This window comes from Mesorhizobium sp. M00.F.Ca.ET.216.01.1.1, from assembly GCF_004010325.2.
Classification (GTDB): Bacteria; Pseudomonadota; Alphaproteobacteria; order Rhizobiales; family Rhizobiaceae; genus Mesorhizobium.
Window position 1 is genome coordinate 78942 of the sequence record NZ_SADR02000006.1, and the last position, 23410, is coordinate 102351.

The 23410-nt window shown below is 62.9% G+C and carries 23 protein-coding genes; 17 read left to right on the forward strand and 6 right to left on the reverse strand.

The features are described 5' to 3' along the window. Nucleotides 1–212 precede the first annotated feature (212 nt). On the forward strand, nt 213–1751 hold the full coding sequence (locus tag EN859_RS10210; protein WP_127853233.1) for a trimethylamine methyltransferase family protein: 1539 nt from the start codon (nt 213–215) through the stop codon (nt 1749–1751). 83 nt (nt 1752–1834) lie between these two features. Beyond that, entirely contained in the window at nt 1835–4261 is a 2427-nt protein-coding gene (locus EN859_RS10215) for an FAD-dependent oxidoreductase (RefSeq protein WP_127853234.1), read from the forward strand. Between the two features lie 23 nt (nt 4262–4284). Here EN859_RS10215 and EN859_RS10220 read toward each other — a convergent pair whose 3' ends face one another. Both EN859_RS10220 and EN859_RS10225 read right to left on the reverse strand, forming a co-directional pair. After that, complete coding sequence (locus tag EN859_RS10220; protein ID WP_127853235.1) at nt 4285–4677, reverse strand: DoxX family protein; 393 nt, start codon at nt 4675–4677, stop codon at nt 4285–4287. A 225-nt stretch (nt 4678–4902) separates the two neighbouring features. After that, nucleotides 4903–5679 carry a VOC family protein gene (locus tag EN859_RS10225; RefSeq protein ID WP_127853236.1) on the reverse strand — a complete coding sequence of 259 codons (777 nt, stop codon included), beginning with the start codon at nt 5677–5679 and terminating at the stop codon, nt 4903–4905. A gap of 237 nt (nt 5680–5916) precedes the next feature. On the opposite strand from EN859_RS10225, the gene EN859_RS10230 reads away from it, so the two are divergent. The 4 genes from EN859_RS10230 to EN859_RS10245 all read left to right on the forward strand — a co-directional run bounded on the left by EN859_RS10230 (nt 5917) and on the right by EN859_RS10245 (nt 9692). Beyond that, nucleotides 5917–7281 (forward strand): NAD(P)-dependent oxidoreductase, encoded by a 1365-nt coding sequence (locus tag EN859_RS10230; RefSeq protein WP_127853237.1) that lies wholly within the window; start codon nt 5917–5919, stop codon nt 7279–7281. 2 nt (nt 7282–7283) lie between these two features. Next, nucleotides 7284–8597, forward strand: a complete 1314-nt coding sequence (gene preA, locus EN859_RS10235) for an NAD-dependent dihydropyrimidine dehydrogenase subunit PreA (RefSeq protein WP_127853238.1) — start codon at nt 7284–7286, stop codon at nt 8595–8597. 113 nt (nt 8598–8710) lie between these two features. Next, a complete protein-coding gene (locus EN859_RS10240) occupies nt 8711–9229 on the forward strand; it encodes an Rrf2 family transcriptional regulator (protein ID WP_127853239.1) in 519 nt (172 codons plus the stop codon). 4 nt (nt 9230–9233) lie between these two features. Continuing rightward, entirely contained in the window at nt 9234–9692 is a 459-nt protein-coding gene (locus EN859_RS10245) for a carboxymuconolactone decarboxylase family protein (RefSeq protein ID WP_127853240.1), read from the forward strand. Between the two features lie 172 nt (nt 9693–9864). On the opposite strand, the gene EN859_RS10250 is transcribed toward EN859_RS10245, so the two are convergent. Then, complete coding sequence (locus EN859_RS10250; protein WP_127853241.1) at nt 9865–10587, reverse strand: SDR family oxidoreductase; 723 nt, start codon at nt 10585–10587, stop codon at nt 9865–9867. After that, nucleotides 10584–11429 (reverse strand): SDR family NAD(P)-dependent oxidoreductase, encoded by an 846-nt coding sequence (locus tag EN859_RS10255; protein ID WP_127853242.1) that lies wholly within the window; start codon nt 11427–11429, stop codon nt 10584–10586. Before EN859_RS10255 ends, EN859_RS10250 begins: the two co-directional genes overlap by 4 nt. A gap of 105 nt (nt 11430–11534) precedes the next feature. On the opposite strand from EN859_RS10255, the gene EN859_RS10260 reads away from it, so the two are divergent. Next, on the forward strand, nt 11535–12407 hold the full coding sequence (locus tag EN859_RS10260; protein WP_127853243.1) for a helix-turn-helix transcriptional regulator: 873 nt from the start codon (nt 11535–11537) through the stop codon (nt 12405–12407). Nucleotides 12408–12432: 25 nt separating this feature from the next. On the opposite strand, the gene EN859_RS10265 is transcribed toward EN859_RS10260, so the two are convergent. After that, nucleotides 12433–13062 (reverse strand): TetR family transcriptional regulator C-terminal domain-containing protein, encoded by a 630-nt coding sequence (locus EN859_RS10265; RefSeq protein WP_189501812.1) that lies wholly within the window; start codon nt 13060–13062, stop codon nt 12433–12435. Nucleotides 13063–13317: 255 nt separating this feature from the next. Between EN859_RS10265 and EN859_RS10270 the strand changes: the two genes are divergently transcribed. The 5 genes from EN859_RS10270 (at nt 13318) to EN859_RS10290 (ending at nt 18363) form a co-directional block, all read left to right on the forward strand. Then, nucleotides 13318–14646, forward strand: a complete 1329-nt coding sequence (locus EN859_RS10270) for an aspartate aminotransferase family protein (protein ID WP_127853244.1) — start codon at nt 13318–13320, stop codon at nt 14644–14646. Nucleotides 14647–14758: 112 nt separating this feature from the next. Beyond that, a complete protein-coding gene (locus tag EN859_RS10275) occupies nt 14759–15205 on the forward strand; it encodes an endonuclease domain-containing protein (RefSeq protein ID WP_127853245.1) in 447 nt (148 codons plus the stop codon). Between the two features lie 10 nt (nt 15206–15215). Next, nucleotides 15216–16466, forward strand: a complete 1251-nt coding sequence (locus EN859_RS10280) for a Zn-dependent hydrolase (RefSeq protein WP_127853246.1) — start codon at nt 15216–15218, stop codon at nt 16464–16466. 65 nt (nt 16467–16531) lie between these two features. After that, the gene (gene hydA, locus EN859_RS10285) at nt 16532–17983 is read left to right on the forward strand and encodes a dihydropyrimidinase (protein WP_127853247.1); all 1452 of its coding nucleotides are present in this window, start codon (nt 16532–16534) and stop codon (nt 17981–17983) included. Nucleotides 17984–17985: 2 nt separating this feature from the next. Next, nucleotides 17986–18363, forward strand: coding sequence for a hypothetical protein (locus EN859_RS10290; protein WP_127853248.1), 378 nt, complete (start codon nt 17986–17988; stop codon nt 18361–18363). Nucleotides 18364–18386: 23 nt separating this feature from the next. Here EN859_RS10290 and EN859_RS10295 read toward each other — a convergent pair whose 3' ends face one another. After that, nucleotides 18387–18791, reverse strand: coding sequence for a cupin domain-containing protein (locus EN859_RS10295; RefSeq protein ID WP_127853249.1), 405 nt, complete (start codon nt 18789–18791; stop codon nt 18387–18389). Between the two features lie 131 nt (nt 18792–18922). On the opposite strand from EN859_RS10295, the gene EN859_RS10300 reads away from it, so the two are divergent. The 5 genes from EN859_RS10300 (at nt 18923) to EN859_RS10320 (ending at nt 23380) form a co-directional block, all read left to right on the forward strand. After that, complete coding sequence (locus EN859_RS10300) at nt 18923–19714, forward strand: ABC transporter ATP-binding protein (RefSeq protein WP_127853250.1); 792 nt, start codon at nt 18923–18925, stop codon at nt 19712–19714. Nucleotides 19715–19717: 3 nt separating this feature from the next. Then, nucleotides 19718–20596, forward strand: coding sequence for an ABC transporter permease (locus EN859_RS10305; RefSeq protein ID WP_127853251.1), 879 nt, complete (start codon nt 19718–19720; stop codon nt 20594–20596). Beyond that, nucleotides 20593–21747, forward strand: coding sequence for an ABC transporter permease (locus EN859_RS10310; protein WP_127853252.1), 1155 nt, complete (start codon nt 20593–20595; stop codon nt 21745–21747). Before EN859_RS10305 ends, EN859_RS10310 begins: the two co-directional genes overlap by 4 nt. A 41-nt stretch (nt 21748–21788) precedes the next feature. Beyond that, complete coding sequence (locus tag EN859_RS10315; protein ID WP_127853253.1) at nt 21789–22760, forward strand: ABC transporter substrate-binding protein; 972 nt, start codon at nt 21789–21791, stop codon at nt 22758–22760. Nucleotides 22761–22927: 167 nt separating this feature from the next. Continuing rightward, entirely contained in the window at nt 22928–23380 is a 453-nt protein-coding gene (locus EN859_RS10320) for a CHRD domain-containing protein (RefSeq protein ID WP_127853254.1), read from the forward strand. The last annotated feature ends 30 nt before the right edge of the window (nt 23381–23410 follow it).

Here is a 23410-nt window from a genome sequence, read left to right on the forward strand (position 1 = left end):
GCAAGCATTAGGCCGAAAATATAAAGGGATTCTTGCAGCGTCTCTTAACGGCTCGCCGGGCGCTCCAGCCGCAGCAGGCGAATATCAATATTTCGACCTTGTCCGTCGCTTTCACCAGAATGATATTCCAGGTATGCCGCCTTGGCTAAAATCGCGCCCGCAGGTGACGGATTTCTGACAGCCGGGTTATTGCACCAGGGCTTTGATGCGGCATGACCGAACCAAGACGCAAACGCGGCGCAGAGCGAACCAGCAACAGGGGACCGACCGCCATTCCGCAACTGCCGCCCAGGCAGGTGACAAATCCCTATCCGCCGATGGCCATGCTCTCGGCCGACCAGATCGAGGCGATCCACGAAGCCTCGATGCATATCTTGGAGAATTTCGGCATCGAGGTGATGAGCCCGCGCGCGCTTTCGCTGTTCGAGAAGGCCGGGGCCAAGGTCGACCATGCGGCGATGAACGTCCGCGTCGACCGCGGCATGGTCGATGAGGCGCTAAAGACGACGCGCTCCAACTATGCGTTGACGCCGCGCAACCCGGCCCATGCCGTCCATCTCGGCGGCAACACGATCAATTTCACGCTCGTCGCCGGACCGCCCAATGTGCACGACATGGAACGCGGCCGCCGCGCCGGCAATCTGCGCGACTATCGCGACCTCACGCGGCTGGCGCAGCATTTCAACTGCATCCACATGCTCGGCAACCAGGTCTGCGCGCCGGTCGAACTGCCGGCCAATTCGCGCCATCTCGACACCTACTTCACCAATCTGACGCTGACCGACAAAAGCTTCCATGTCTCGGCGATCGGCCGGGGCAGAGCGCTGGACGGCATCGAGATGATGGCGATTTCGCGGGGCCTGAGCCTCGAGCAGATGCGCGACGATCCCGGCATCACCACCATCATCTCGGTCAACTCGCCGCGTCGTTTCGACGAGATGATGGCCGAGGGGCTGATGACGATGGCCGAATTCGGCCAGTCGGTCGCGGTGACGCCGTTCACACTGATGGGGGCGATGAGCCCGGTGACGCTTGCCGGCGCGCTTGCCCAGCAGAACGCTGAGGCGCTGTTCGGCGTGGTGCTGACGCAGCTTGTGCGCCCCGGCGCGCCGGTGATGTATGGCGCCTTCACTTCCAATGTCGACATGAAGTCGGGCGCGCCGGCGTTCGGCACGCCGGAGAACACCAAGGCCAACATCGCCTCGGGGCAGTTGGCGCGGCGCTACAGGCTGCCCTACCGGACGACGCCGGGCTCGGCCTCCAACGCCGCCGATGCGCAAGGCGCCTATGAGACGTTGATGGCGCTGTGGGGCGCGGTGCTCGGCCACGGCAATCTCGTCTACCATGCCGCCGGCTGGCAGGAAGGCGGGCTGACCGCATCGTTCGAAAAGTTCATCATCGACGTCGAGATGATCCAGCACATGATGGAGTTCTTGCGCCCGATCGAGGTCAACGAGGCCGAGCTTGCCGTCGAGGCGCTGGGCGCGGTGCCGACCGGCGGCCATTTCTTCGGCGAGCCGCATACGCTGGAGCGTTACGCCACCGCCTTCTACCAGCCGATGTTGTCCAACTGGCAGAACTACGAGGCGTGGCAGGAGGCCGGCGGGCTCGACGCCACGGCGCGCGCCACCCGGCTGTGGAAGAAGGCGCTGGAAGACTATGTCGAGCCGGTGATGGATGGCTGCGTGCGCGAAGCGCTGGAGGCGTATGTGGCAAAGCGCAAGGAAGCGATCGGGCAGGGCGAGCCGTGACGCCAATCTTACCATCTCGATTCAACTTCCTCCCATCTTGAATCCCTTAACCCATCCAACTCACTGAAATAACGAGAAAACCCATGAAATCGCATGCAAAGGTCGTGGTCATCGGCGGTGGTGTGGTCGGATGCTCCGTGCTGTTCCATTTGGTCCGCCACGGCTGGACCGACGTCGTGCTTCTGGAGCGCGACGAGCTGACTTCAGGTTCAACATGGCACGCGGCCGGCGGTATGCACACGATCAATGGCGATCCCAACGTCGCCAAGCTGCAGAAATACACGATCTCGCTGTACAAGGAGATCGAGGAACTGTCCGGCCAGGCGACCGGCGTGCACCTGACCGGCGGCGTGCTTCTGGCGGCAACCGACGCGCGGCTCGACTGGCTGCGCGGCGTCGTCGCCAAGGGCCGCTATCTCGGCATCGACCTGGAAGAGATCTCGCCGAACGAGGCAGCAGAGTTGATGCCGCTGCTCGATCCCAAGCAGTTCGTCGGCGCCGTCCGCAACAAGGAAGACGGCCATCTCGATCCGTCCGGCGTCACCCATGCCTATGCCAAGGCCGCGCGGAAACTGGGTGCCGAGGTCGAGCGCTTCACCAAGGTCGAGGACATCGTGCGGCGCGCCGACGGGCTGTGGCGCGTCATCACCAACAAGGGCGAGGTGGTGGCCGAACATGTCGTCAATGCCGGCGGCCTTTGGGCGCGCGAGGTCGGCCGCATGGTTGGCCTCGAACTGCCGGTGCTGGCCATGGAGCACATGTATCTGATCACCGAGGACATGCCGGAGGTCGCCGCCTGGAACCAGAAGACTGGCACGGAAATCATCCATGCGGTCGATTTCGACGGCGAGCTCTATCTGCGCCAGGAGCGCGGTGGCATGCTGATGGGCACCTATGAGAAGGCCAACAAGCCATGGTCCGAATTCCAGACGCCTTGGAATTTCGGCCACGAACTGCTGGAGCCCGACATTGACCGCATCGCGCCATCGCTGGAGGTCGGCTTCCGGCATTTCCCAGCCTTCCAGAACACCGGCATCAAGCAGATCATCAATGGCCCCTTCACCTTCGCGCCGGACGGCAACCCGCTGGCCGGCCCGGTGCGCGGCCTGCCAGGTTTCTGGGTCGCTTGCGGCGTCATGGCGGGCTTCTCCCAGGGCGGCGGCGTCGGCCTCGCTCTGTCGAACTGGATGATCGAGGGCGATCCCGGCGCCGACATCTGGGCAATGGACGTTTCGCGTTATGGCGACTGGGCGACGATGGCCTACACCAATGCCAAGGTGCGCGAGAATTATTCGCGGCGATTTTCGATCCGCTTTCCGAACGAGGAATTGCCAGCCGGGCGGCCGCTCAAGACCACGCCGGTATACGATCTCCTGTCTGCGAAGGGCGCGCAATGGGGCGTGGCCTATGGGCTGGAAGTGCCGCTGTGGTACGCGCCGGAAGGCGTCAGAGACGAGTTCTCGTGGCGGCGCTCGAGCGACTTCGAGCATGTCGCAAATGAGGTCAAGACGGTTCGCGAAGGCGTTGGCCTGTCGGAGATTTCGAGCTTTGCCAAATATAGAGTAACGGGCGAGGGCGCGGCGGCGTGGCTCGATCGCCTGCTCGCTTGCAAGCTGCCCAAGCCCGGCCGCATGACGCTGGCGCCGATGCTGAAGGGAGACGGCAGGTTGATCGGTGATTTCTCGCTGGCCAACCTAGACAATGAAGGCTGGTTCCTCGCCGGCTCTGGCATTGCCGAGCAATACCACATGCGCTGGTTCGAGGCGCATCTGCCGCAGGACGGTTCGGTCCGCATCGAGGCGCTGGCAGCAAAACTCACGGGCCTGTCGATCGCCGGACCGCAGGCGCGGGACGTGTTGGCAAAGGTTACGCGGTCGGATGTATCGAATGCGGCATTTCCGTTCATGGCCATCGGCAAGATGGATATCGGCATGGCGCCGTGCCTGGTCGGCCGCGTCAGCTACACCGGTGACCTCGGCTACGAGATCTGGGTAGCTCCGGAATGTCAGCGCGCCGCATTCCAGGCCCTGATCGCAGCCGGTGAAGAATTCAGCATCGGCCTGTTCGGCTCGCGCGCGCTCAATGCGCTTCGGCTGGAGAAGAATTACGGCTCATGGGCGCGCGAATACCGGCCGATCTATGGGCCGCTGGAAGCCGGGCTCGACCGCTTCGTCGCCTATGGCAAGGAGGCCGACTTCATCGGCAAAGAGGCAGCGCTTGCCGAGCGCAAGCAGGGCGGCAAACTGCGCCTGCGCGCCTTCGTCGTCGATGCCACTGACGCCGATGTCATTGGTGACGAGCCGATCTGGTACGATGGTGCCGTGCGCGGCTGGGTTACCTCAGGCGGCTATGCGCATCATTCGAAAAAATCCGTCGCCATGGGCTATGTGCCGAAGGAGATCGCCGACGAAGCCGACGGTTTCCAGATCGAACTGCTGGGCAAACGCCATGCCGCGCGCATCCAGCCGACGCCGTTGTTCGACGCGAATCTCGAGCGGATGCGTGGGTAAGGTTCAGGCGCGGCCTCTAGGCGTCAGGCGCTGCGGCGATTGTCCAGCGCCAGGGCGCCGGCGCCAGCAAACATCAGATAGAGGAAGATGAAGCAGAAGGAGATCGCCGAATCGCCGCCGTTGTTGACCGGGAAAAAGTCCTGCGGCATGTGCGCCATAAAATAGGCGACGGCCATCTCGCCGCAGAGCAGGAACGCGACCGGCCTGGTGAAGAGCCCTAGTGCCAGGAGAATGCCGCCGGCAAATTCGAGGATTCCAGCGGTGAGCGAGAGCTCGGTGAGGGCGCCGGCACGATCGCCGGCGGGAAAATTGAACAGTTTCTGGGTGCCGTGTTCGGTGAATTGCAGTGCCGTCATGATGCGCAAGGCGGTGAGGGCGAAAGACTGATATCTGGCGAGACCTTCGAAAAGCTTCATTCAAAACTCCATTTTTCAAACCTCCCGGTTCGGCCATAGATCATCGTCAAATGGAGGGCCATTCACATCGCCCGGCCTGCCATCAATTGTCGGTGAAGCCGGCTGTTTAGGCTTGGAGATCGCCCAGAATGCGCAGGGGCAGCGCCTCCTCTGCCCTGCCGGATAGAGGAGGCGCGAAGGAACGCCAGCTGCGACAAACGTGAGCCGCGCGCGACGCCTGCCTTCTTATCGTCCCGGCGCGATAAGCGCGAAATGGGCGCCTTGCGGGTCCGTGCACTGCACGATCCATTGGCCGCCGGGCACCTCTTGCGGGCCCATCAGGATCTGGCCGCCATTGTCGGTGACGCGTTTGGCCGCCGCGTCGATGCCGGGCACATTGAAGTAGAACTGCCAGACCGGCACTGGGACCTGCTCGGGCTTGTTCATCATGCCGCCAATGGGCTCGCCGCCGGCGGCGAAAACCTGATAGACGCCCATTTCGCCCATGTCGAAGTCACCGGCCTTGGTCCAGCCGAACTGATCGGAATAGAAATCGAACGCGGCGCGCCAGTCGGTCGTATAGAGCTCATGCCAGCCAATATTGCCGGGCGTCGCCGACGGCATCGGCGGCTGGTCGGGGCCATCCGGCTGCAGGAAGTTGAAGGTCGCGCCTTGCGGATCGGCGACGACGGCAAAGCGGCCGACGCCCGGAATGTCGTCGGGTTCGCGGTGAACCGTACCGCCGGCCGCCTTCAACGATTTTGTCGAGGCATCGACGTCCCTGGTGTGGATGTAGCCGAGCCAGGCCGGCGGCATGCCCATCTTGCGTACTTCCTCCGGCTGCGCCATCAGTCCGCCGACGCCGCGCTCGCCGACATTCATGACGATATAGCGCGGCATGCCCGGCGCGCCGTCGAAGGCCTGCGCCTTCCAGCCGACAACGGCTGTGTAGAACGCCTCGGCGGCGTCGAGATCGGTGGTCATGAGTTCGTACCAGAAGAAGGGCATCGGGGATTTTGGCATTTTTCGTGCTCCTTGCGGTTTCCAGTCATTGATCATGCGTGATCTATTCTAGGACGATCTTCGCGACGAAATTCCGACAGCCGAGCCAAAAAAGACGGCGCAAACGCCGAATAAACATGAGTATATTTATCATGTTTTATTGAAGCTTTTCATTGGTTTGCACTGAAAATTGACCAATTGATAAAAAAATAAAACGTGCTAGCCTTCCCCAAAATGAAAAAACATGGGGAACTGACGATGCCAGAAGGCCAGTTCAAGGAAGGTATTGCCGGCGGTCGGCTTTCGCCCCAGCAATACGCGGACAATTTTTCCGACCTGCATCCGCCGCTCGACCATCACGAGGCGTTGGTCGAGTCCGACCGCTGCTATTTCTGTTACGATGCGCCGTGCATGAATGCATGCCCGACTTCGATCGACATCCCGCTGTTCATCCGCCAGATCTCGACCGGCAATCCGTTCGGCTCTGCCAAGACGATCTTCGACCAGAACATCCTCGGCGGCATGTGCGCCCGCGTCTGTCCGACCGAGACGCTGTGCGAGGAGGTCTGCGTGCGCGAAGTGGCCGAAGGCAAGCCGGTGCAGATCGGCCGGCTTCAGCGCTACGCCACCGATGTCGCCATGGCCGAGAACAAGCAGTTCTATGCGCGCGCCGCTCCCACCGGCAAGACGGTCGCCGTGGTCGGGGCCGGGCCGGCGGGGCTTGCCGCGGCGCATCGGCTGGCCCGCTACGGTCACGACGTGACCATACTGGAAGCCCGCCCGAAGGCCGGCGGTCTGAATGAATACGGCATCGCCGCCTACAAGAGCATCGACAATTTCGCCCAGGCCGAGGTCGACTACGTGACCTCGATCGGCGGCATCGACATCCAGAACGGCAAGGCGCTCGGCCGCGACTACCAGCTGTCGGACCTGACCAGGAACTACGATGCGGTGTTTCTCGGCATGGGGCTTGGCGGCGTCAATGCGCTGCGCGCCGATGGCGAGGAGACGCAAGGGGTCGCCAATGCCGTGGAGTTCATTGCGGAGCTTCGCCAGGCCATCGATCTTGCCAGCCTGCCGGTCGGCCGGCGCGTCGTCGTCATCGGCGGCGGCATGACGGCGATCGATGCCGCGGTGCAGTCAAAGCTGCTCGGCGCCGAAGAGGTGACGATCTGCTACCGGCGCGGCCAGGAGCACATGAATGCCTCCGAGTTCGAGCAGGATCTGGCCGCCGCCAATGGCGTCACCATTCGTCACTGGCTGCAGCCGAAGCGGGTTGTCGCCGAGGGCGGCAAGGTCAGCGCCATCGAACTCGAATATACGGCGATGAAGGGCGAGAAACTCGTCGGCACCGGCGAGACGCTGACGCTCGCCGCCGACCAGGTGTTCAAGGCGATCGGCCAGAGCTTTGTTCCGGCTGCGCTGAACGGCAGTGGCGCCTCGATCACGCTGGAAGCCGGTCGCATCAAGGTCGACGCCGAAGGCCGCACCTTGCTGCAGAACGTCTGGGCCGGCGGCGACTGCATTTTCGGCGGCGACGACCTCACCGTCTCCGCCGTTGCGCAAGGCCGCGACGCGGCCGAATCAATCCATCGGGCACTGACCTCGAACGGGAGGGCATGAGCATGGCAGACATCCGCAACAATTTCATCGGCATTAAATCGCCGAACCCGTTCTGGCTGGCTTCGGCGCCGCCGACCGACAAGGCCTACAACGTCATCCGCGCCTTCAGGGCGGGCTGGGGTGGCGTGGTGTGGAAGACGCTCGGCGAGGAGGGACCGCCGGTGGTCAACGTCAACGGCCCGCGCTACGGCGCGATCTGGGGCGCCGATCGCCGCCTGCTCGGTTTGAACAACATCGAGCTGATCACCGACCGCGACCTGCAGACCAATCTGCGTGAGATCAAACAGGTCAAGAAGGACTGGCCGGACCGCGCCATCGTCGTCTCGCTGATGGTGCCGTGCGTGGAGGAAAGCTGGAAGGCGATCCTGCCGGTGGTCGAGGAGACGGAGGCCGACGGCATCGAGCTCAATTTCGGCTGCCCGCATGGCATGTCGGAACGCGGCATGGGTGCGGCCGTTGGCCAGGTGCCGGAATACATCGAAATGGTGGTGCGCTGGTGCAAGGCCAACACCCGCATGCCCGTCATCACCAAGCTGACGCCCAACATCACCGACATACGCAAGCCGGCGCGGGCAGCATTTGCCGGCGGCACCGACGCGGTGTCGCTGATCAACACCATCAATTCGATCACCGGCGTCAACCTCGACAATTTCGCACCGGAACCGACCATTGACGGCAAGGGCTCGCATGGCGGCTATTGCGGCCCGGCAGTGAAGCCGATCGCAATGAACATGGTGGCCGAGATCGCACGCGACCAGGAAACGCGCGGCCTGCCGATCTCCGGCATCGGCGGCATCACCACCTGGCGTGATGCGGCCGAGTTCATGGCGCTCGGCGCCGGCAATGTGCAGGTCTGCACGGCGGCAATGACCTACGGCTTCAAGATCGTGCAGGAGATGATCGCCGGCCTGGAAAACTGGATGGACGAGAAGGGCCATGCCTCGCTCGACGACATCATCGGCCGCGCCGCGCCCAACGTCACCGATTGGCAGTATCTCAACCTCAACTATGTCGCCAAGGCGCATATCGACCAGGACGCCTGCATCAAATGCGGCCGCTGCCATATCGCCTGCGAGGACACCTCGCACCAGGCGATCACCAGCATGGTCGACGGCGTCAGGCATTTCGAGGTGATCGAGGCCGAATGCGTCGGCTGCAATCTCTGCGTCAACGTCTGCCCGGTGGAGAACTGCATTACCATGGAGCCGCTGGCCGCAGGAGTGGTCGACCAGCGCACCGGCAAGCCGGTGTCGCCGATCTATGCCAACTGGACGACGCATCCGAACAACCCGATGGCCAAGGTGGCCGCCGAATAAGGGTACAACCCGTTGCGAAAAAGCGGCGCTTCCCGGCGCCGTTTTTTCACATAGCCTATTGCAGATAATCTATATCCAGGATATAAAATATCCATGAATATGAGATCAGTGCGATGAAGCTGAGTGAGGGCGTTGAAGCGGCCATCCACTGCGCCGCCATGCTGGCCGGCGTGGAAGGCCAAGGCACCTTGCCGGGCGCCGCCATGGCAGAAGCCTTCGGCCTGTCGCCGAGCTATCTACTGAAGCATCTCAACGCACTGACGGCAGCAGGCATCCTGGAATCGGTGCCGGGGCCGGCGGGAGGCTACCGGCTGGCGCGCGCGACCGAACGCATAACGCTGCTAGATATCGTGCTGGCCATCGAAGGGCGCGACCCGGCTTTCCGCTGCGGCGAGATCCGCCAGTGCGGCCCGGCCAGGCTCGATGCTTCGGCCTATGCAAAACCGTGCGGCATCAATGTCGCGATGCAGAAGGCCGAGCGCGCCTATCGCGCCGCTCTCGCCGAGGCCCGACTGTCCGATATCGTGGCGAAACATATGAGGGATGCCGACCCCCGCTCGGTTGCAGCGAACCGCGCTTTCGTCGAGCGCCATCAGCGGCCACAGAAATCCACCAAGCAAACTGAAAGGTAAGACGATGAAACAGAGGCTTCAATTCTTCGCCAAGGCGCCAGAAATCATGAAGGCGGTGTCGGCGCTCAACAAGGCGGTGGAGGAGTGCGGGCTGGAGGCAAGCCTGTTGCATCTGATCAAGTTGCGTGCCTCGCAGATCAACGGCTGTTCGTATTGCGTCGAGATGCATAGCCGCGAGGCGCGCCACGACGGCGAGACCGAACAGCGGCTCTATCTGGTTTCGGCGTGGAAGGAATCGCCGCTGTATTCCGAGCGTGAGCGTGCCGCGTTCGCCTGGACCGAGGCGGTGACCATGATCGCCGACGGGGGTGTTTCGGATGCGCTCTACGCAGAAACGCTCGAGCATTTCTCGGAAGAGGAACTGGTCAAGCTGACGGTGGCGATGGGCATGATCAATGCCTGGAACAGGTTGTGCGTCTCCTTCCATGCGATGCATCCGGTATCGGCGGCGATCGCCGCTTGAGCAGGCACGAACCGGGCGCGGCCTAGCGCTGCGCGCCCGGTTTTTTGCGCATGTCGTTACGCCAAAACGCTGCGCAGTTTTGGGAGGCAAGCCCTGTTTTTCTTGAGCATGATCTTTTCCAAAAACCGGTTTCCACTTTTTGCTGCGCTGACTTTCGGTTCGGGATCATACTCTATGCGGCAAATCGCAGGCCGCCGTCGCAGGTCAGCACCTGGCCGGTGACGAAGCTGCCGGCGATGAGGAACGCGATGGCGTCGGCGACGTCTTCGGCGCGGCCGATGCGGCCGACCGGCGTCTTGCCGGCATAGTCGGCAAACATCGCCTGGCGTTGCTCGGTTGGCAGGAAATCCCACCACGGCGTGTCGATGACGCCGGGCGCCACGGCGTTGACGCGCAATGGCTTCAACTCCACCGCCAGGATTGGCACGACGGTCAGCAGCATGCCGTTGATGGCGGCAATGCCGGCGACACCAGGTGTGGTCATTTGCGCCGAGACGGCCGAGACGAAGGTAACCGATCCGCCCTTGTTCAAGGTGGGCAAGGCCGCCTGCAGGCAGGATAGCTGAGGGCGCACTTTCTCGTCGATACCGCTGCTGAGTTCGGCAAGGTTTAACGTTTCGAACGGGCCAAGGCCCTTGCCGCCGCTCGCCGCCAGCACCAGGTGGTCGAATGCGCCAAGCGTCTCGAAGGAGGCGCGAACCTCGTCGGGCTTCGTTGCATCGAAGGCAGCCGTCTCGACAGCTCCGCCAAGGCTATGCCATGCGCCTTTAAGCTTTTCCTGGTTGCGGCCAGTGATGGTCACCTTCATGCCCGGGCCAAGTAGCTTCCGCGCCGTGGCGAGGCCGATGCCGGAGGAGCCGCCGACGATCACGGCATGTTCTGTCTTCTCGTTCATGAATGCTGTTCCTGCGCTGTGTGGGAGGCCGATGGAACCCCGACAAGGTTCTGGCTCAATTCCCGCAATTGCTGTCTTGCCTTGGCGTCGTAGGCCTGGTCATCGGCACGGGATTCCCGCAACCCGTCGAAATAGAGGCCGCTGCGTCCTTCGAGCGCCGGTGACGTGGCGAGATTGATGATGGCTTCGGCGCCGGTTTCGACCGAACTCCACGGCGTGATACCAGCCTGCCGGACCATGGTCGTGTTCATGTAGCTTGCCGGATGCAGGCTGTTGACGGTGACGCCGGTGCCGTTCAGCTGCTGCGCCAGATCGATAGTGAACATGATTTGCGCCAGCTTGCTCTGGCAATAGGCGCGGCCGCCGTTGTAACCATGGGTCAGCATGACGTCGCCGAAATCGATCGCCTGCCGGCCGGCCGATGCGACATTGACGATGCGTGCCGGGGCGCTGGCCTCGAGCAGCGGCAGAAGCTCGGTGGTGAGCAAGAAGCCAGCGAGATAGTTGACGGCAAAGCGCAGTTCGTAGCCGTCGGCGCCGACCTGCCGCTTCGCACCGTGGGTGCCGATACCGGCATTGTTGATGAGAATGTCGAGCCGGCTGGTTTTTGCACGCACGACTTCAGCGAGGCGGCGGACCTCGGCCAGCGATGAGAGATCGGCGGCCAGAAACTCGGCCTTGCCGCCGGCGGCTTCGATCTCGGCGACGGTCGCTTTGCCCCGCGTTGTATCGCGGCCATGCACCAGGACGCGGGCGCCACCGGCGCCGAGCCTCTGCGCGACCATGCGGCCGACACCGGCGGTGGATCCGGTGATGAGAACGGTCTTGTCTTTCAGTTCCATGTTTTAGAGCCTCCATATCATTGCTCTGAACGCAAGATGGGGCACTCGGCGCTTGCCAAACAGTTCAAACTTTATCCTGGTATCGATACTGCTATAGTGAAACCGATGACTTCCCCGACGCACTCACCAGAAGACAGCCGCCGGCGTGAACTTGGCGCCTTCCTGCGCTCGCGCCGCGAAAGGCTTTCGCCCCAGGCCGCGGGCATAGCGGCCGGTGCGCGGCGGCGCACGCCCGGCCTGCGACGCGAGGAGGTGGCGATGATCGCCGGCGTCGGCACGACCTGGTACACCTGGCTGGAGCAGGGCCGTGACGTGCGGCCCTCGGTGGAGGTGCTGACGGCGCTCTGCGAGGCACTGCGGCTTGATGCCGCCGAGAAGCGGCACCTTTTCATCCTCGCCGGACGCCAGCAGCCGGAGCGTCGTGCGGCGACGCCGGAAAAGGTCGACGGCCCGCTGTTGCACATGCTGCAAAGCCTTGTGATGCAGCCGGCCTATGTCGTTGGCCGGCGCTGGGATGTGCTGGCCTGGAATCCCGCTGCGGCGGCCGTGTTCGGCGATTATGGCCTGCTGGAGGGCGATGCCCGCAATATCGTCCATATGGTGTTCACCAATCCGCATCATCGCCGCCTGCTCGTCGACTGGGAGGGACTGGCGCGGGCCGTCATTGCTTCGTTCCGGGCGGAAAGCGCGAAATATGTCGGTGATCCGGATTTCGAGCGGCTGATCGCGCTTATGACGCGCTCTAGCCCGGAATTCCGCGCCTGGTGGCCGCGGCGCGACGTGGTGCGCAATCTCTCGGGGGTGAAGCACATCCGGCACCCGAGCGCCGGCTCCATGTCATTCGAGCATATGAGCTTTTCGATCGATGACGGCTCCGACATGAGGCTGATCGTCTACACGCCGCTTGCCGAGCAGAACTCCATTGCCAAGCTCGAAAAGCTGCTGGAAACGCTTCCGGCCGAGCGGCGCACTGCCTGATCATTTGCGGCGATGGAGCGGCGGATTAGCCCTTCGGCTTCAGCCCTTCGATGAACAACTGCTCCAGGAACCTAGCAGCATCCTCGAAGCGGCCGTCGCCGCCGCGGTCGGGGCCGAGCACGGCGCGGACCTGGACATCGAAATCGGCATAATGCTGCGTCGTTGCCCAGATCGAGAAGATCAGATGCCAGGGATCGGTCTTGGCGATCTTGCCGGCACGCATCCAGCCCTTGATGACGGTAGCCTTCTCGTCGACCAGCGTCTTCAACTCGCCTTCCAGCAGCGGCATGATGCGCGGGGCGCCCTGCAGGATCTCGTTGGCGAACAGCCGGCTTTCGCGCGGGAAATCGCGCGCCATCTCAAGCTTGCGCCTGATGTAGCTACGCAATTCGGTCAGCGGATCGCCGATGTCATCGAGTTCACGCAGCGGCGCCAGCCAGGTGTCTAGAAGCCGCTGCATCAGCGTCTCGTGGATGTCTTCCTTGCGACGGAAATAGTAGAGAAGGTTCGGCTTCGACATGCCGGCGGCTTCGGCGATCTGGTCGATGGTCGAGCCGCGAAAACCGTTGGTGGAGAAGACTTCGAGCGCCGCCTCCAGGATAAGCTCGCGCTTTTCCTGCTGGATGCGGGTGCGGCGAGGGGCGGGGCTCTCCATGCTGATCGTCACCTTTGCCAGCCGCTGCCGAAAGGACCGTCTGGACCAATTGTCTGGACCAGTTTTTCCTCGGCCTGTGGAGCGCGCTTCAGATGCCGCATTTCCGCTAGTAATCCCTTGACCGCCGACACGGCGGTGCTAACGTTTGTCCAATCGGTCAAAAATTTGCGTAGCACGAAAACGTCGCGAAGACCAAGTGTTGGGAAGACCAAGCGTTAGCCGCACCGAAACAGGTTACAAGGGGAAGTCTTGGTCATGTCCAACCGGCTGAAAGTCACGCCGAACGATCTCAGCGCATTCTGGATGCCGTTCACGGCAAACCGGCAGTTCAAACAAGCACCACGCATGATGGTGTCCGCCAAGGACATGCATTACACGACGAGCGACGGGCGCAAGGTTCTCGACGGCACCGCCGGTCTGTGGTGCGTCAACGCCGGCCACTGCCGGCCGAAGATCACCGAGGCGATCCAGCAGCAGGCAGCCGAGCTCGACTACGCACCGGCCTTCCAGATGGGCCATCCGATCGTGTTCGAACTGGCGAACCGGCTGGTCGACATCGCGCCGAAGGGCATGGACCATGTGTTCTTCACCAATTCCGGCTCGGAATCGGTCGAGACCGCCCTGAAGATGGCGATCGCTTACCATCGCGCCAGGGGCGAAGGCTCGCGCACCCGTCTGATCGGCCGCGAGCGCGGCTATCACGGCGTTAATTTCGGCGGCATCTCGGTCGGCGGCATCGTCACCAACCGCAAGATGTTCGGCACGCTGCTCGGCGGCGTCGACCACATGCCGCACACGCACCTGCCGGAAAAGAACTCGTTCACCAAGGGCGTGCCCGAACACGGCGCGGAACTGGCCAACGAGCTGGAGCGCATCGTCGCCCTGCATGACGCCTCGACCATCGCGGCCGTCATCGTCGAGCCGGTTGCCGGTTCCACCGGAGTGATCCTGCCGCCGAAAGGTTATTTGCAGAAGCTGCGCGAGATCTGCACAAAGCACGGCATCCTGCTGATCTTCGACGAGGTCATCACCGGCTTCGGCCGCCTCGGCGCGCCGTTTGCGGCCGACTATTTCGGCGTCACGCCTGACATCATGACCACCGCCAAGGGCGTCTCCAACGGCGTCATCCCGATGGGCGCGGTGTTCGTGAAGAAGGAAATCCACGACGCCTTCATGACCGGCCCCGAGCACATGATCGAGTTCTTTCACGGCTACACCTATTCGGGCAATCCGATCGCTTGTGCGGCGGCGCTCGGCACGCTCGACACCTACAAGGAAGAGGGGCTGCTGACCCGCGGCGAGGAACTGTCGCCATACTGGGAGGACGCGCTGCATTCGCTGAAGGGCGAGCCGAACGTCATCGACATCCGCAACATCGGTCTGATCGGCGCGATCGAGCTGGCACCTATCGCCGGGCAGCCGACGAAACGCGCCTTCTCGGCCTTCGTCAAGGCATTCGAGCGCGGCGCGCTGATCCGCACCACCGGCGACATCATCGCGCTGTCGCCGCCGCTGATCATCACCAAGGGGCAGATCAACGAATTGATCGACCATGTGCGTGAAGTATTGAGGGCGGTAGATTGAGGGACGTGCCGCAGCTGTCCCTCCCCCTCGATGGCAGGGTGGCCGCGAAGCGGTCGGGTGGGGTCGGTGCGGCAGCGCGCCGACCTGATCTTCTGTTGCGAGGTGCCTTCTGATGGCCCGTACCCGCGTGAGCTTCGAAATGCGCCAAAAGGCGCGCGCACTTCGAGTTCATGCGACCAAGGGCGAGTCCCTGTTTTGGTATGAGCTGCGTGAGCTGAAGTCCGCCGGCATCAAGTTCCGCCGTCAGTGCCCGATCGGCCCCCATATCGTCGACTTTGCCTGCCTCGCCGTGAAGCTGATCGTCGAAGTCGATGGGGATTTGCACGAACAGGAGAGGGGCAAACGGCACGATGCAGTCCGCGATGCCTATCTGCGATCACTCGGGTTGGATGTCTTCCGCGTTGACGAGCCAAATGTCATAAATAGCGCTTGGCATGTCGCGCAGGGGGTCAAGGAAAAGGTCGCGCGTATGTCAGCCGACCCCACCCGGCCGCTTCGCGGCCACCCTCCCCACGAGGGCCTCGAGGGGGGACGCTGGTGCTTTGCCGCAATCAAATGAGGTACTAGAAATGGCCGCGCCCGGCGAGAATCTGCGAATCAATTCAGACCGTTTGTGGGATTCGATAATGGAGATGGCGAAGATCGGCCCCGGTATTGCCGGCGGCAACAATCGCCAGACCGTGACCGACGAGGACGGCCACGGGCGGCATCTGTTCAAGCGTTGGTGCGAAGACGCGGGGCTCGAAATGGGTCTCGACGAGATGGGCACGATGTTTGCTCGACGCGAAGGCACCGACCCCGATCTGCCGCCGGTCTATGTCGGCAGCCATCTCGACACCCAGCCGACCGGCGGCAAGTATGACGGCGTGCTCGGTGTGCTCGGCGGCCTGGAGATCGTGCGCTCGCTCAACGATCTCGGCATCAAGACGAAGCATCCGATCGTCGTCATCAACTGGACGAACGAGGAGGGCGCGCGCTTTGCGCCGGCGATGATGGCGTCGGGCGTTTTCGCGGGCGTCCTCGACCAGGCCGATGTTTATTCGCATGTCGACAAGGACGGCAAGAAGTTCGGAGAGGAACTCGAACGCATCGGCTGGAAGGGCGCCGAGAGGGTCGGCGACCGCAAGATCCATGCCTTCTTCGAGCTGCATATCGAGCAAGGGCCGATCCTCGAGGACGAAGGTATCGACATCGGCGTCGTCACCCACGGCCAGGGGCTGAAATGGCTGCAGGTGACGCTGACCGGCAAGGAAGCGCATACCGGTTCGACGCCGATGCCGAAGCGCCGCAATGCCGGGCTCGGCATGGCGCGGGTGACTGAGTTGGTGCACGAGATCGCCATGGACTACCAGCCGGACGCTGTCGGCGCGATCGGCCATATGGAGGTCTATCCGAACTCGCGCAACATCATCGCCGGGCGCACGGTCTTCACCATCGACATCCGCTCGCCGGGAAAGGAAGTGCTGGATGCCATGGACGGCCGCATCCGCGAAGGCATCGACACGATCTGCGAGGCGCTCGACATCAAATATGCGATCGAGCAGGTCGGCCATTTCGATCCTGTCACCTTCGACCCCGGCTGCGTCAAGGCGATCCGCGATGCCGCCGAACGGCTCGGCTACTCGCATCGCAACATCGTCTCCGGCGCCGGCCACGACGCCTGCTGGATCAACCGCGTCGCGCCGACTGCAATGGTGATGTGCCCTTGCGTCGACGGGCTCAGCCACAACGAGGCCGAGGAAATCACCAAGGAATGGGCGGCGGCGGGCGCCGACGTGCTGTTCCATGCGGTGGTCGATACGGCAGTGATTGTCGAATGATACGATAGACTGCCGCCTCGTAACGCCGCTCGCCAGAAGCGCGACAAGAACAGGGGAACAAGAAAATGTCCAAAGTCATAAAGAACGGCACCATTGTCACCGCCGACCGCACCTGGAAGGCCGACGTGCTGGTCAAGCACGGCAAGATCATCGCCATCGGTCCGGACCTGCATGGCGACCACGAGTACGACGCTACCGGCTGCTATGTGATGCCGGGCGGCATCGATCCGCACACGCATCTCGAAATGCCTTTCATGGGCACCTATTCGGCCGACGATTTCGAATCCGGCACGCGTGCCGCACTTGCCGGCGGCACAACCATGGTCGTCGATTTCTGTCTGCCTTCGCCGCAGCAGTCGCTGCTCGAAGCCTTGCAGATGTGGGACAACAAGACCTCGAAAGCGTCCTGCGACTATTCCTTCCATATGGCGATCACCTGGTGGGGCAAGCAGGTGTTCGATGAGATGGCGACCGTCGTCGACAAGGGCATCACCTCATTCAAGCACTTCATGGCCTACAAGGGCGCGCTGATGGTCGACGACGACGAGATGTATGCGTCGTTCCAGCGCTGCGCCGATCTCGGCGCGCTGCCGCTGGTGCATGCCGAGAACGGCGACGTGGTTGCCGGATTGTCGCAGAAGCTGCTGGCCGCCGGCAACAATGGCCCGGAGGGACACGCCTATTCGCGCCCGCCGGAAGTCGAAGGCGAGGCGACCAACCGCGCCATCATGATCGCCGATATGGCCGGCGTGCCGCTCTATGTCGTGCATGTCTCCTGCGAGCAGGCCCACGAAGCCATCCGCCGGGCGCGGCAAAAAGGCATGCGCGTCTTCGGCGAGCCGCTGATCCAGCATCTGACGCTCGATGAGAGCGAATATTTCAACAAGGACTGGGACCATGCGGCTCGGCGGGTGATGAGCCCGCCGTTCCGCAACAAGTTACACCAGGATTCGCTGTGGGCCGGCCTGCAGGCCGGATCGTTGCAAGTGGTGGCGACCGACCATTGCGCCTTCACCACCAAGCAGAAGCGTAACGGCGTTGGCGATTTCACCAAGATTCCGAACGGCACCGGCGGGCTCGAGGATCGCTTGCCCGTTCTGTGGACCACAGGCGTCAACACAGGCCGGCTGACGATGAACGAGTTCGTCGCGGTGACCTCGACCAACATTGCCAAGATACTCAACATGTACCCGAAGAAGGGCGCCATCGTCGAAGGTGCGGACGCCGACATCCTCGTCTGGGACCCGAAGCGGAAAAAGAAGATCTCGGCCAAGAAGCAGCAGTCGGTGATCGACTACAACGTCTTCGAAGGTTTCGAAGTGACTGGCCTGCCGCGCTTCGTCTTCTCGCGGGGCGAATTGTCGATCGAGGAGGCCGAGGTCAAGGCCAAGCCGGGCCATGGCGAATTCGTCGGCCGCGAGCCGAATGCGGCGGTCAACCGGGCGCTGTCGACCTGGAAGGAAATTTCGGCGCCGCGCAAGGTTGAGCGCACCGGCATCCCCGCGACCGGGGTGTGAGCATGCGCGGATTTCATCTCATTGTTGCCGCGGCTGTCGCGTCGGTGGCCGGCCAGGCTTCGGCGGCGGCGATCGACCTCTCCAAGCCCTATGGCAACAAGTCCGGCTGCATCAACAAGAACGGTCAGCAAGTCTATGCCGAGGACATGCTGCTATTGACCGGAACTGAATTCATCACGGTGGCGAGCGCGTGCACCTTCACCGAAAAGCAGGTCCAGGCCGACGGCTCGCTGGTGGTGAAGGCGCAATGCCAGGCGGAAGGCGAGGAGGGTGAGTCGCCCGCACAATTCACCATCAAGCGCAGCGCCAAGAACGCCAGGAGGTTGGTGATCGCCGACGAGGACGGCACCGTCTACGGGGAAGTCTCAGGGTGCCGATGACTGCAAGAACCCTTTCATCGGTATCAGGCGACCAGCGCATCCAGTTCCGGCAACAGGACGACGCTTTCCTGTTCGTTGGGGTCGGTGCGGGCAATGACCGCGGAGGCGGGGCTGCCGCTCAGATTGGCCGGCAGATGCGGCACGCCGGCCGGGATATAGAAAAGGTCGCCGGCTTTGACGACGATGTGCTGCTCAAGTCGGTCGCCATACCAGGTGTGAACTTCGCCGGAGAGTACGAAGATCGCCGTTTCATGGCTTTCATGCATGTGCGCCTTGGCGCGAGCGCCGGGCGGCATGGTGAGCAAGTGCATGCAGATGCCGGTAGAGCCGACCGTTTCGGCGGCGATGCCGGCGAAATAGCTCAGTCCCTGCTTGCCTTCATAAGAGCTTGCGGGGCGGATAAGATGACAAGTGGGTTTGGGCGACATCGGGCGAACTCCGGGCGTCGATCGAGTGGGACATAAGCGAGTAGGACTGGGCGAGTGGAAAGCAGCATTGTGGCAAAAGCAACCGGATTCTGGCCGGCGCGGCAGCGGCGCGAAAAGGCAGGCCGCGGCCTATGACAGGACAGTCGCCAGCCGTCGTTTCGGCAAGCAAGCTCGGCCTGACCTTCCAGACCAGTGACGGTCCGGTGCAGGCGCTGTCCGATGTCGACCTGACCATCGGCAAGGGCGAATTCGTGTCCTTCATCGGGCCATCTGGTTGCGGCAAGACGACCTTGCTGCGCGTCATTGCCGATCTGGAGAAGCCGACATCGGGGACCATCTCGGTCAACGGGATGACGCCTGAGAAGGCGCGTGAAAACCGTGCCTATGGCTATGTCTTCCAGGCGGCTGCCCTGTTCCCGTGGCGCACGATCGAACGCAATGTGGCGCTGCCACTGGAGGTCATCGGCCTGTCCAGGGCGGAACAGACGGCGCGCATCAAGCGCACGCTCGACCTCGTCAACCTGTCGGGCTTCGAAAAGAAATATCCCTGGCAGCTTTCCGGCGGCATGCAGCAGCGTGCCTCGATCGCACGCGCGCTGGCCTTCGATGCCGACCTGCTGCTGATGGACGAGCCGTTCGGCGCGCTCGACGAGATCGTCCGCGACCATCTCAACGAACAGCTTCTGGAACTGTGGGAGCGGACCAACAAGACCATCTGCTTCGTCACCCATTCGATTCCCGAGGCGGTCTATCTGTCGACGCGCATCGTCGTCATGTCGCCGCGTCCGGGCCGCGTCAGCGACGTCATCTCCTCGACGCTGCCGAAGAAGCGGCCGCTCGATATCCGCGAGACGCCGGAGTTCCTGGCAATCGCGGCGCGCGTGCGCGACGGTTTGCGCGCCGGCCATTCCTACGAGGATTGAGGCGTGGACTCCTTTCGCGACAAGATCGTTCCGGTGACCTCGATCCTCGCAGGCGTGGTGGTCGTCTGGTATCTCTTCGCCGTCATCCTCAACACACCGTTCCAGCGCGATCTCGACCGCCGCGCCAACGCGACGCCCAGCGTCGTCGAATTCATCGGAAAGACGCTGGCGCAGCCGAAGCCGACGCTGCCGGCGCCGCATCAGGTGGCGGTGAATTTCTTCGAGAACACCTTCCTGCGCAGCGTCACCAGCAGCCGCAGCCTGGTCTACAACGCCTGGGTGACGCTGTCCTCGACGCTGCTCGGCTTCGCTTTCGGCACCGCGCTCGGCATCGTCATTGCCATCGGCATCGTGCATGTGGCGACGCTCGACCGCAGCCTGATGCCGTGGATCATCGCCTCGCAGACCATTCCGATCCTGGCGGTGGCGCCGATGATCATCGTCGTGCTGGCAGCGATCGGCGTCACCGGGCTGATCCCGAAAGCGCTGATCTCGACCTATCTATCGTTCTTCCCGGTGGCCGTCGGCATGGTCAAGGGGCTGCGCTCGCCGGAGCTCACTCATCTCGACCTGATGCACACCTACAATGCCAGCGGCTCGCAGACCTTCTGGAAATTGCGGGTACCGGCTTCAGTGCCGTTCCTGTTCACGTCGATGAAGGTGGCGGTGGCCGCCAGCCTGGTTGGCGCCATTGTCGGCGAGCTGCCGACCGGTGCGGTTGCCGGCATCGGCGCCAAGCTGCTCGCCGGCGCCTATTACAGCCAGACCATCGACATCTGGTCGGCGCTGATTGCCGGCTCGGTGGTGGCGGCACTGCTGGTGATGGTGGTCGGCATTGCCGGGCGCATCGTCGACCGCGCCATGGGCGGGAGGCCGGCATGAGCTGGCTAAGGCCGTTCTGGCAAGGAGTGCTCGCCATCGCGCTTTGTTCGCTCGCCGGTGTGCTCGGCGCCATGTCGGCGCCGGAAGCAGCGGCGCTGGCGCAACCGACAGCGAGTTTCAACTATCCCTTTCTCGCGACGAAGGACCTGATTTTCGGACTGTTGCTGCTGGCAGCGCTTGTCTCGATGACCAAAGTGGCGCCTATCGTCGAAGCCCTGGTGCTGTTCGTCGGCGCGCACTGGGTGGCGTGGCTGTTGATTTCAGGCATAAACGGCTTCGAAGGCACCGCGCTTGCGCCGTTCTTTCTGCTGCTCGCTGCCGCGTGGCTGCTGGGATGGCGCTGCGTGGCGGTGCTGTCGACACTGCGTCCCGCCGCGAACTGGGCGAGCGCTGCGTTGCGGCTGGTCATTCCGGCGATCTTCGGCGCCTGGATCCTGATCATCTGGGAAGCGGCGACGCGCGGTGCCGGCATCCCTTTCATCCTGTTGCCGCCGCCGAGTGCGATCGGCGCCCGCATCGCCAATTCGCTGCCGGTACTGGCCGCCGACGTGCGGCAGACCATCTTCAAGGCGGTGATCTTCGGCTATGTGGTGGGAAGCGGCGCCGGCTTCATCGCCGCTATCATGGCCGACCGCGTGCCGTTCCTGCGGCGCGGCCTGCTGCCAATCGGCAATATGGTCTCGGCGTTGCCGATCATCGGCGTGGCACCGATCATGGTCATGTGGTTCGGTTTCGACTGGCAGTCCAAGGCGGCGGTGGTCATCATCATGACCTTCTTCCCGATGCTGGTGAACACGGTCGCCGGCCTTGCCGCCTCCGGCCATATGGAGCGCGACCTGATGCGTACCTATGCGTCGGGCTACTGGCAGTTGCTAGTCAAGCTGCGGCTGCCGGCAGCGGCGCCTTTCATCTTCAATGCGCTGAAGATCAATTCGACGCTGGCGCTGATCGGCGCCATCGTTGCGGAGTTCTTCGGCACGCCGGTGGTCGGCATGGGATTCCGCATTTCGACGGAAGTAGGGCGGATGAACATCGACATGGTCTGGGCCGAAATCGCAGTTGCAGCACTTGCGGGTTCGGTCTTTTATGGCGTCGTCGCTCTTTTCGAGAGAGCCGTCACGTTTTGGCATCCCTCTGTCCGTGGTGGATAGGGGCGGTGGGTTTAAGGGTGCTAACTTCAGAGGGTAAAAACATGAAAAGACTTGCAATTCCTGTTCTGGCCGGCGCGATGTCGCTTGCCGCGTTTCAGGCGATGGCCGCGGACAAGGTGACGCTCCAGCTGAAATGGGTCACGCAGTCCCAGTTTGCCGGCTACTATGTCGCCAAGGCCAAGGGGTTCTATGACGCCGAGGGTCTCGACGTCGACATCAAGCCCGGCGGTCCCGATATCGCGCCGGAGCAGGTGATCGCCGGCGGCGGCGCAGACGTCATCGTCGACTGGATGGGCGGCGCGCTGGCTGCGCGCGAGAAGGGCGTGCCGCTGGTCAACATCGCCCAGCCGTTCAAGAAGGCCGGCATGGAGCTGGTTTGTCCGAAGGACGGCCCTATCAAGACCGAAGCCGACTTCAAGGGCCATACGCTCGGTGTCTGGTTCTTCGGCAACGAATATCCGTTCTACGCCTGGATGAACAAGCTCGGCCTGAAGACCGATGGCGGCCCGGATGGCGTGACCGTGCTGAAGCAGAGCTTCGACGTGCAGCCGCTGATCCAGAAACAGGCGGATTGCATCTCGGTGATGACCTACAACGAGTATTGGCAGCTCATCGATGCCGGTTATAAGCCGGAACAGCTGACCGTGTTCAACTACTCGGCCATGGGCAACGACCTGCTCGAAGACGGGCTCTATGCGCTCGAGGACAAGCTCAAGGACCCGGCCTTCGAGGACAAGATGGTGCGTTTTGTGCGCGCCTCGATGAAGGGCTGGAAATACGCCGTCGACAATTCCGACGAGGCAGCCGGCATCGTCATGGACAATGGCGGCCAGGACGAGAACCACCAGAAGCGCATGATGGGCGAAGTCGCCAAGCTGATCGACAATGCCGACGGCAAGCTCGATCCGGCGACCTACGAGCGCACCGCCAAGGCGCTGCTCGACCAGAAGATCATCGCCAAGGAGCCGACCGGCGCCTACACAACCGCCATTACCGACAAGGCGATCAAATAGGGGCGATCAAACAGGCCTGTTTGGCTGCAATTGGAAAGGGGGCGGGCGACCGCCCCTTTTTTGCTAGGACGTAAAATAGGCGTTACCGGTGGAAACATCCGCTTGCACAACCGTTATGCCGGGGCATCCAACTTCAGCGGATGCCGCCCACCACAACGGAGGTTTCCATGCGCATCCAGTCCCTCACGCCGATGCTTTCGGCACTGGCCATTTCTGCAGCCATGCTCTTTGCTTCACCGGCCTTGGCCGACACCGTGAAGATGACCGCTACGCTCGACGGTGCCCAGCAGAGCCCGCCCGTCACCACGAAGGGCAAGGGCACTGCCACTTTGCGTTTCAACACCGCCACCAAGAAGCTCCGCTGGACGGTGAGGTATTCCGGTCTCAGCGGGCCGGCGACAGCCGCACACATTCACGGCCCGGCAGCAAAGGGTCAAAGCGCCGACCCTGTGGTGCCGTTCGAAGGCAAGCTGAAGAGCCCGATCAAGGGTTCGGCGACATTGACCGATGCCCAGGCCACCGACCTGGAGGCCGGCAAATACTATGTCAACATCCACACTGCGGCCCACGCGGACGGCGAGATCCGCGGCCAGATCGAGAAGGCGCCGGCGACGATGTAGCGCCGGTCATTCCGCCGATAGAGGGGGCGG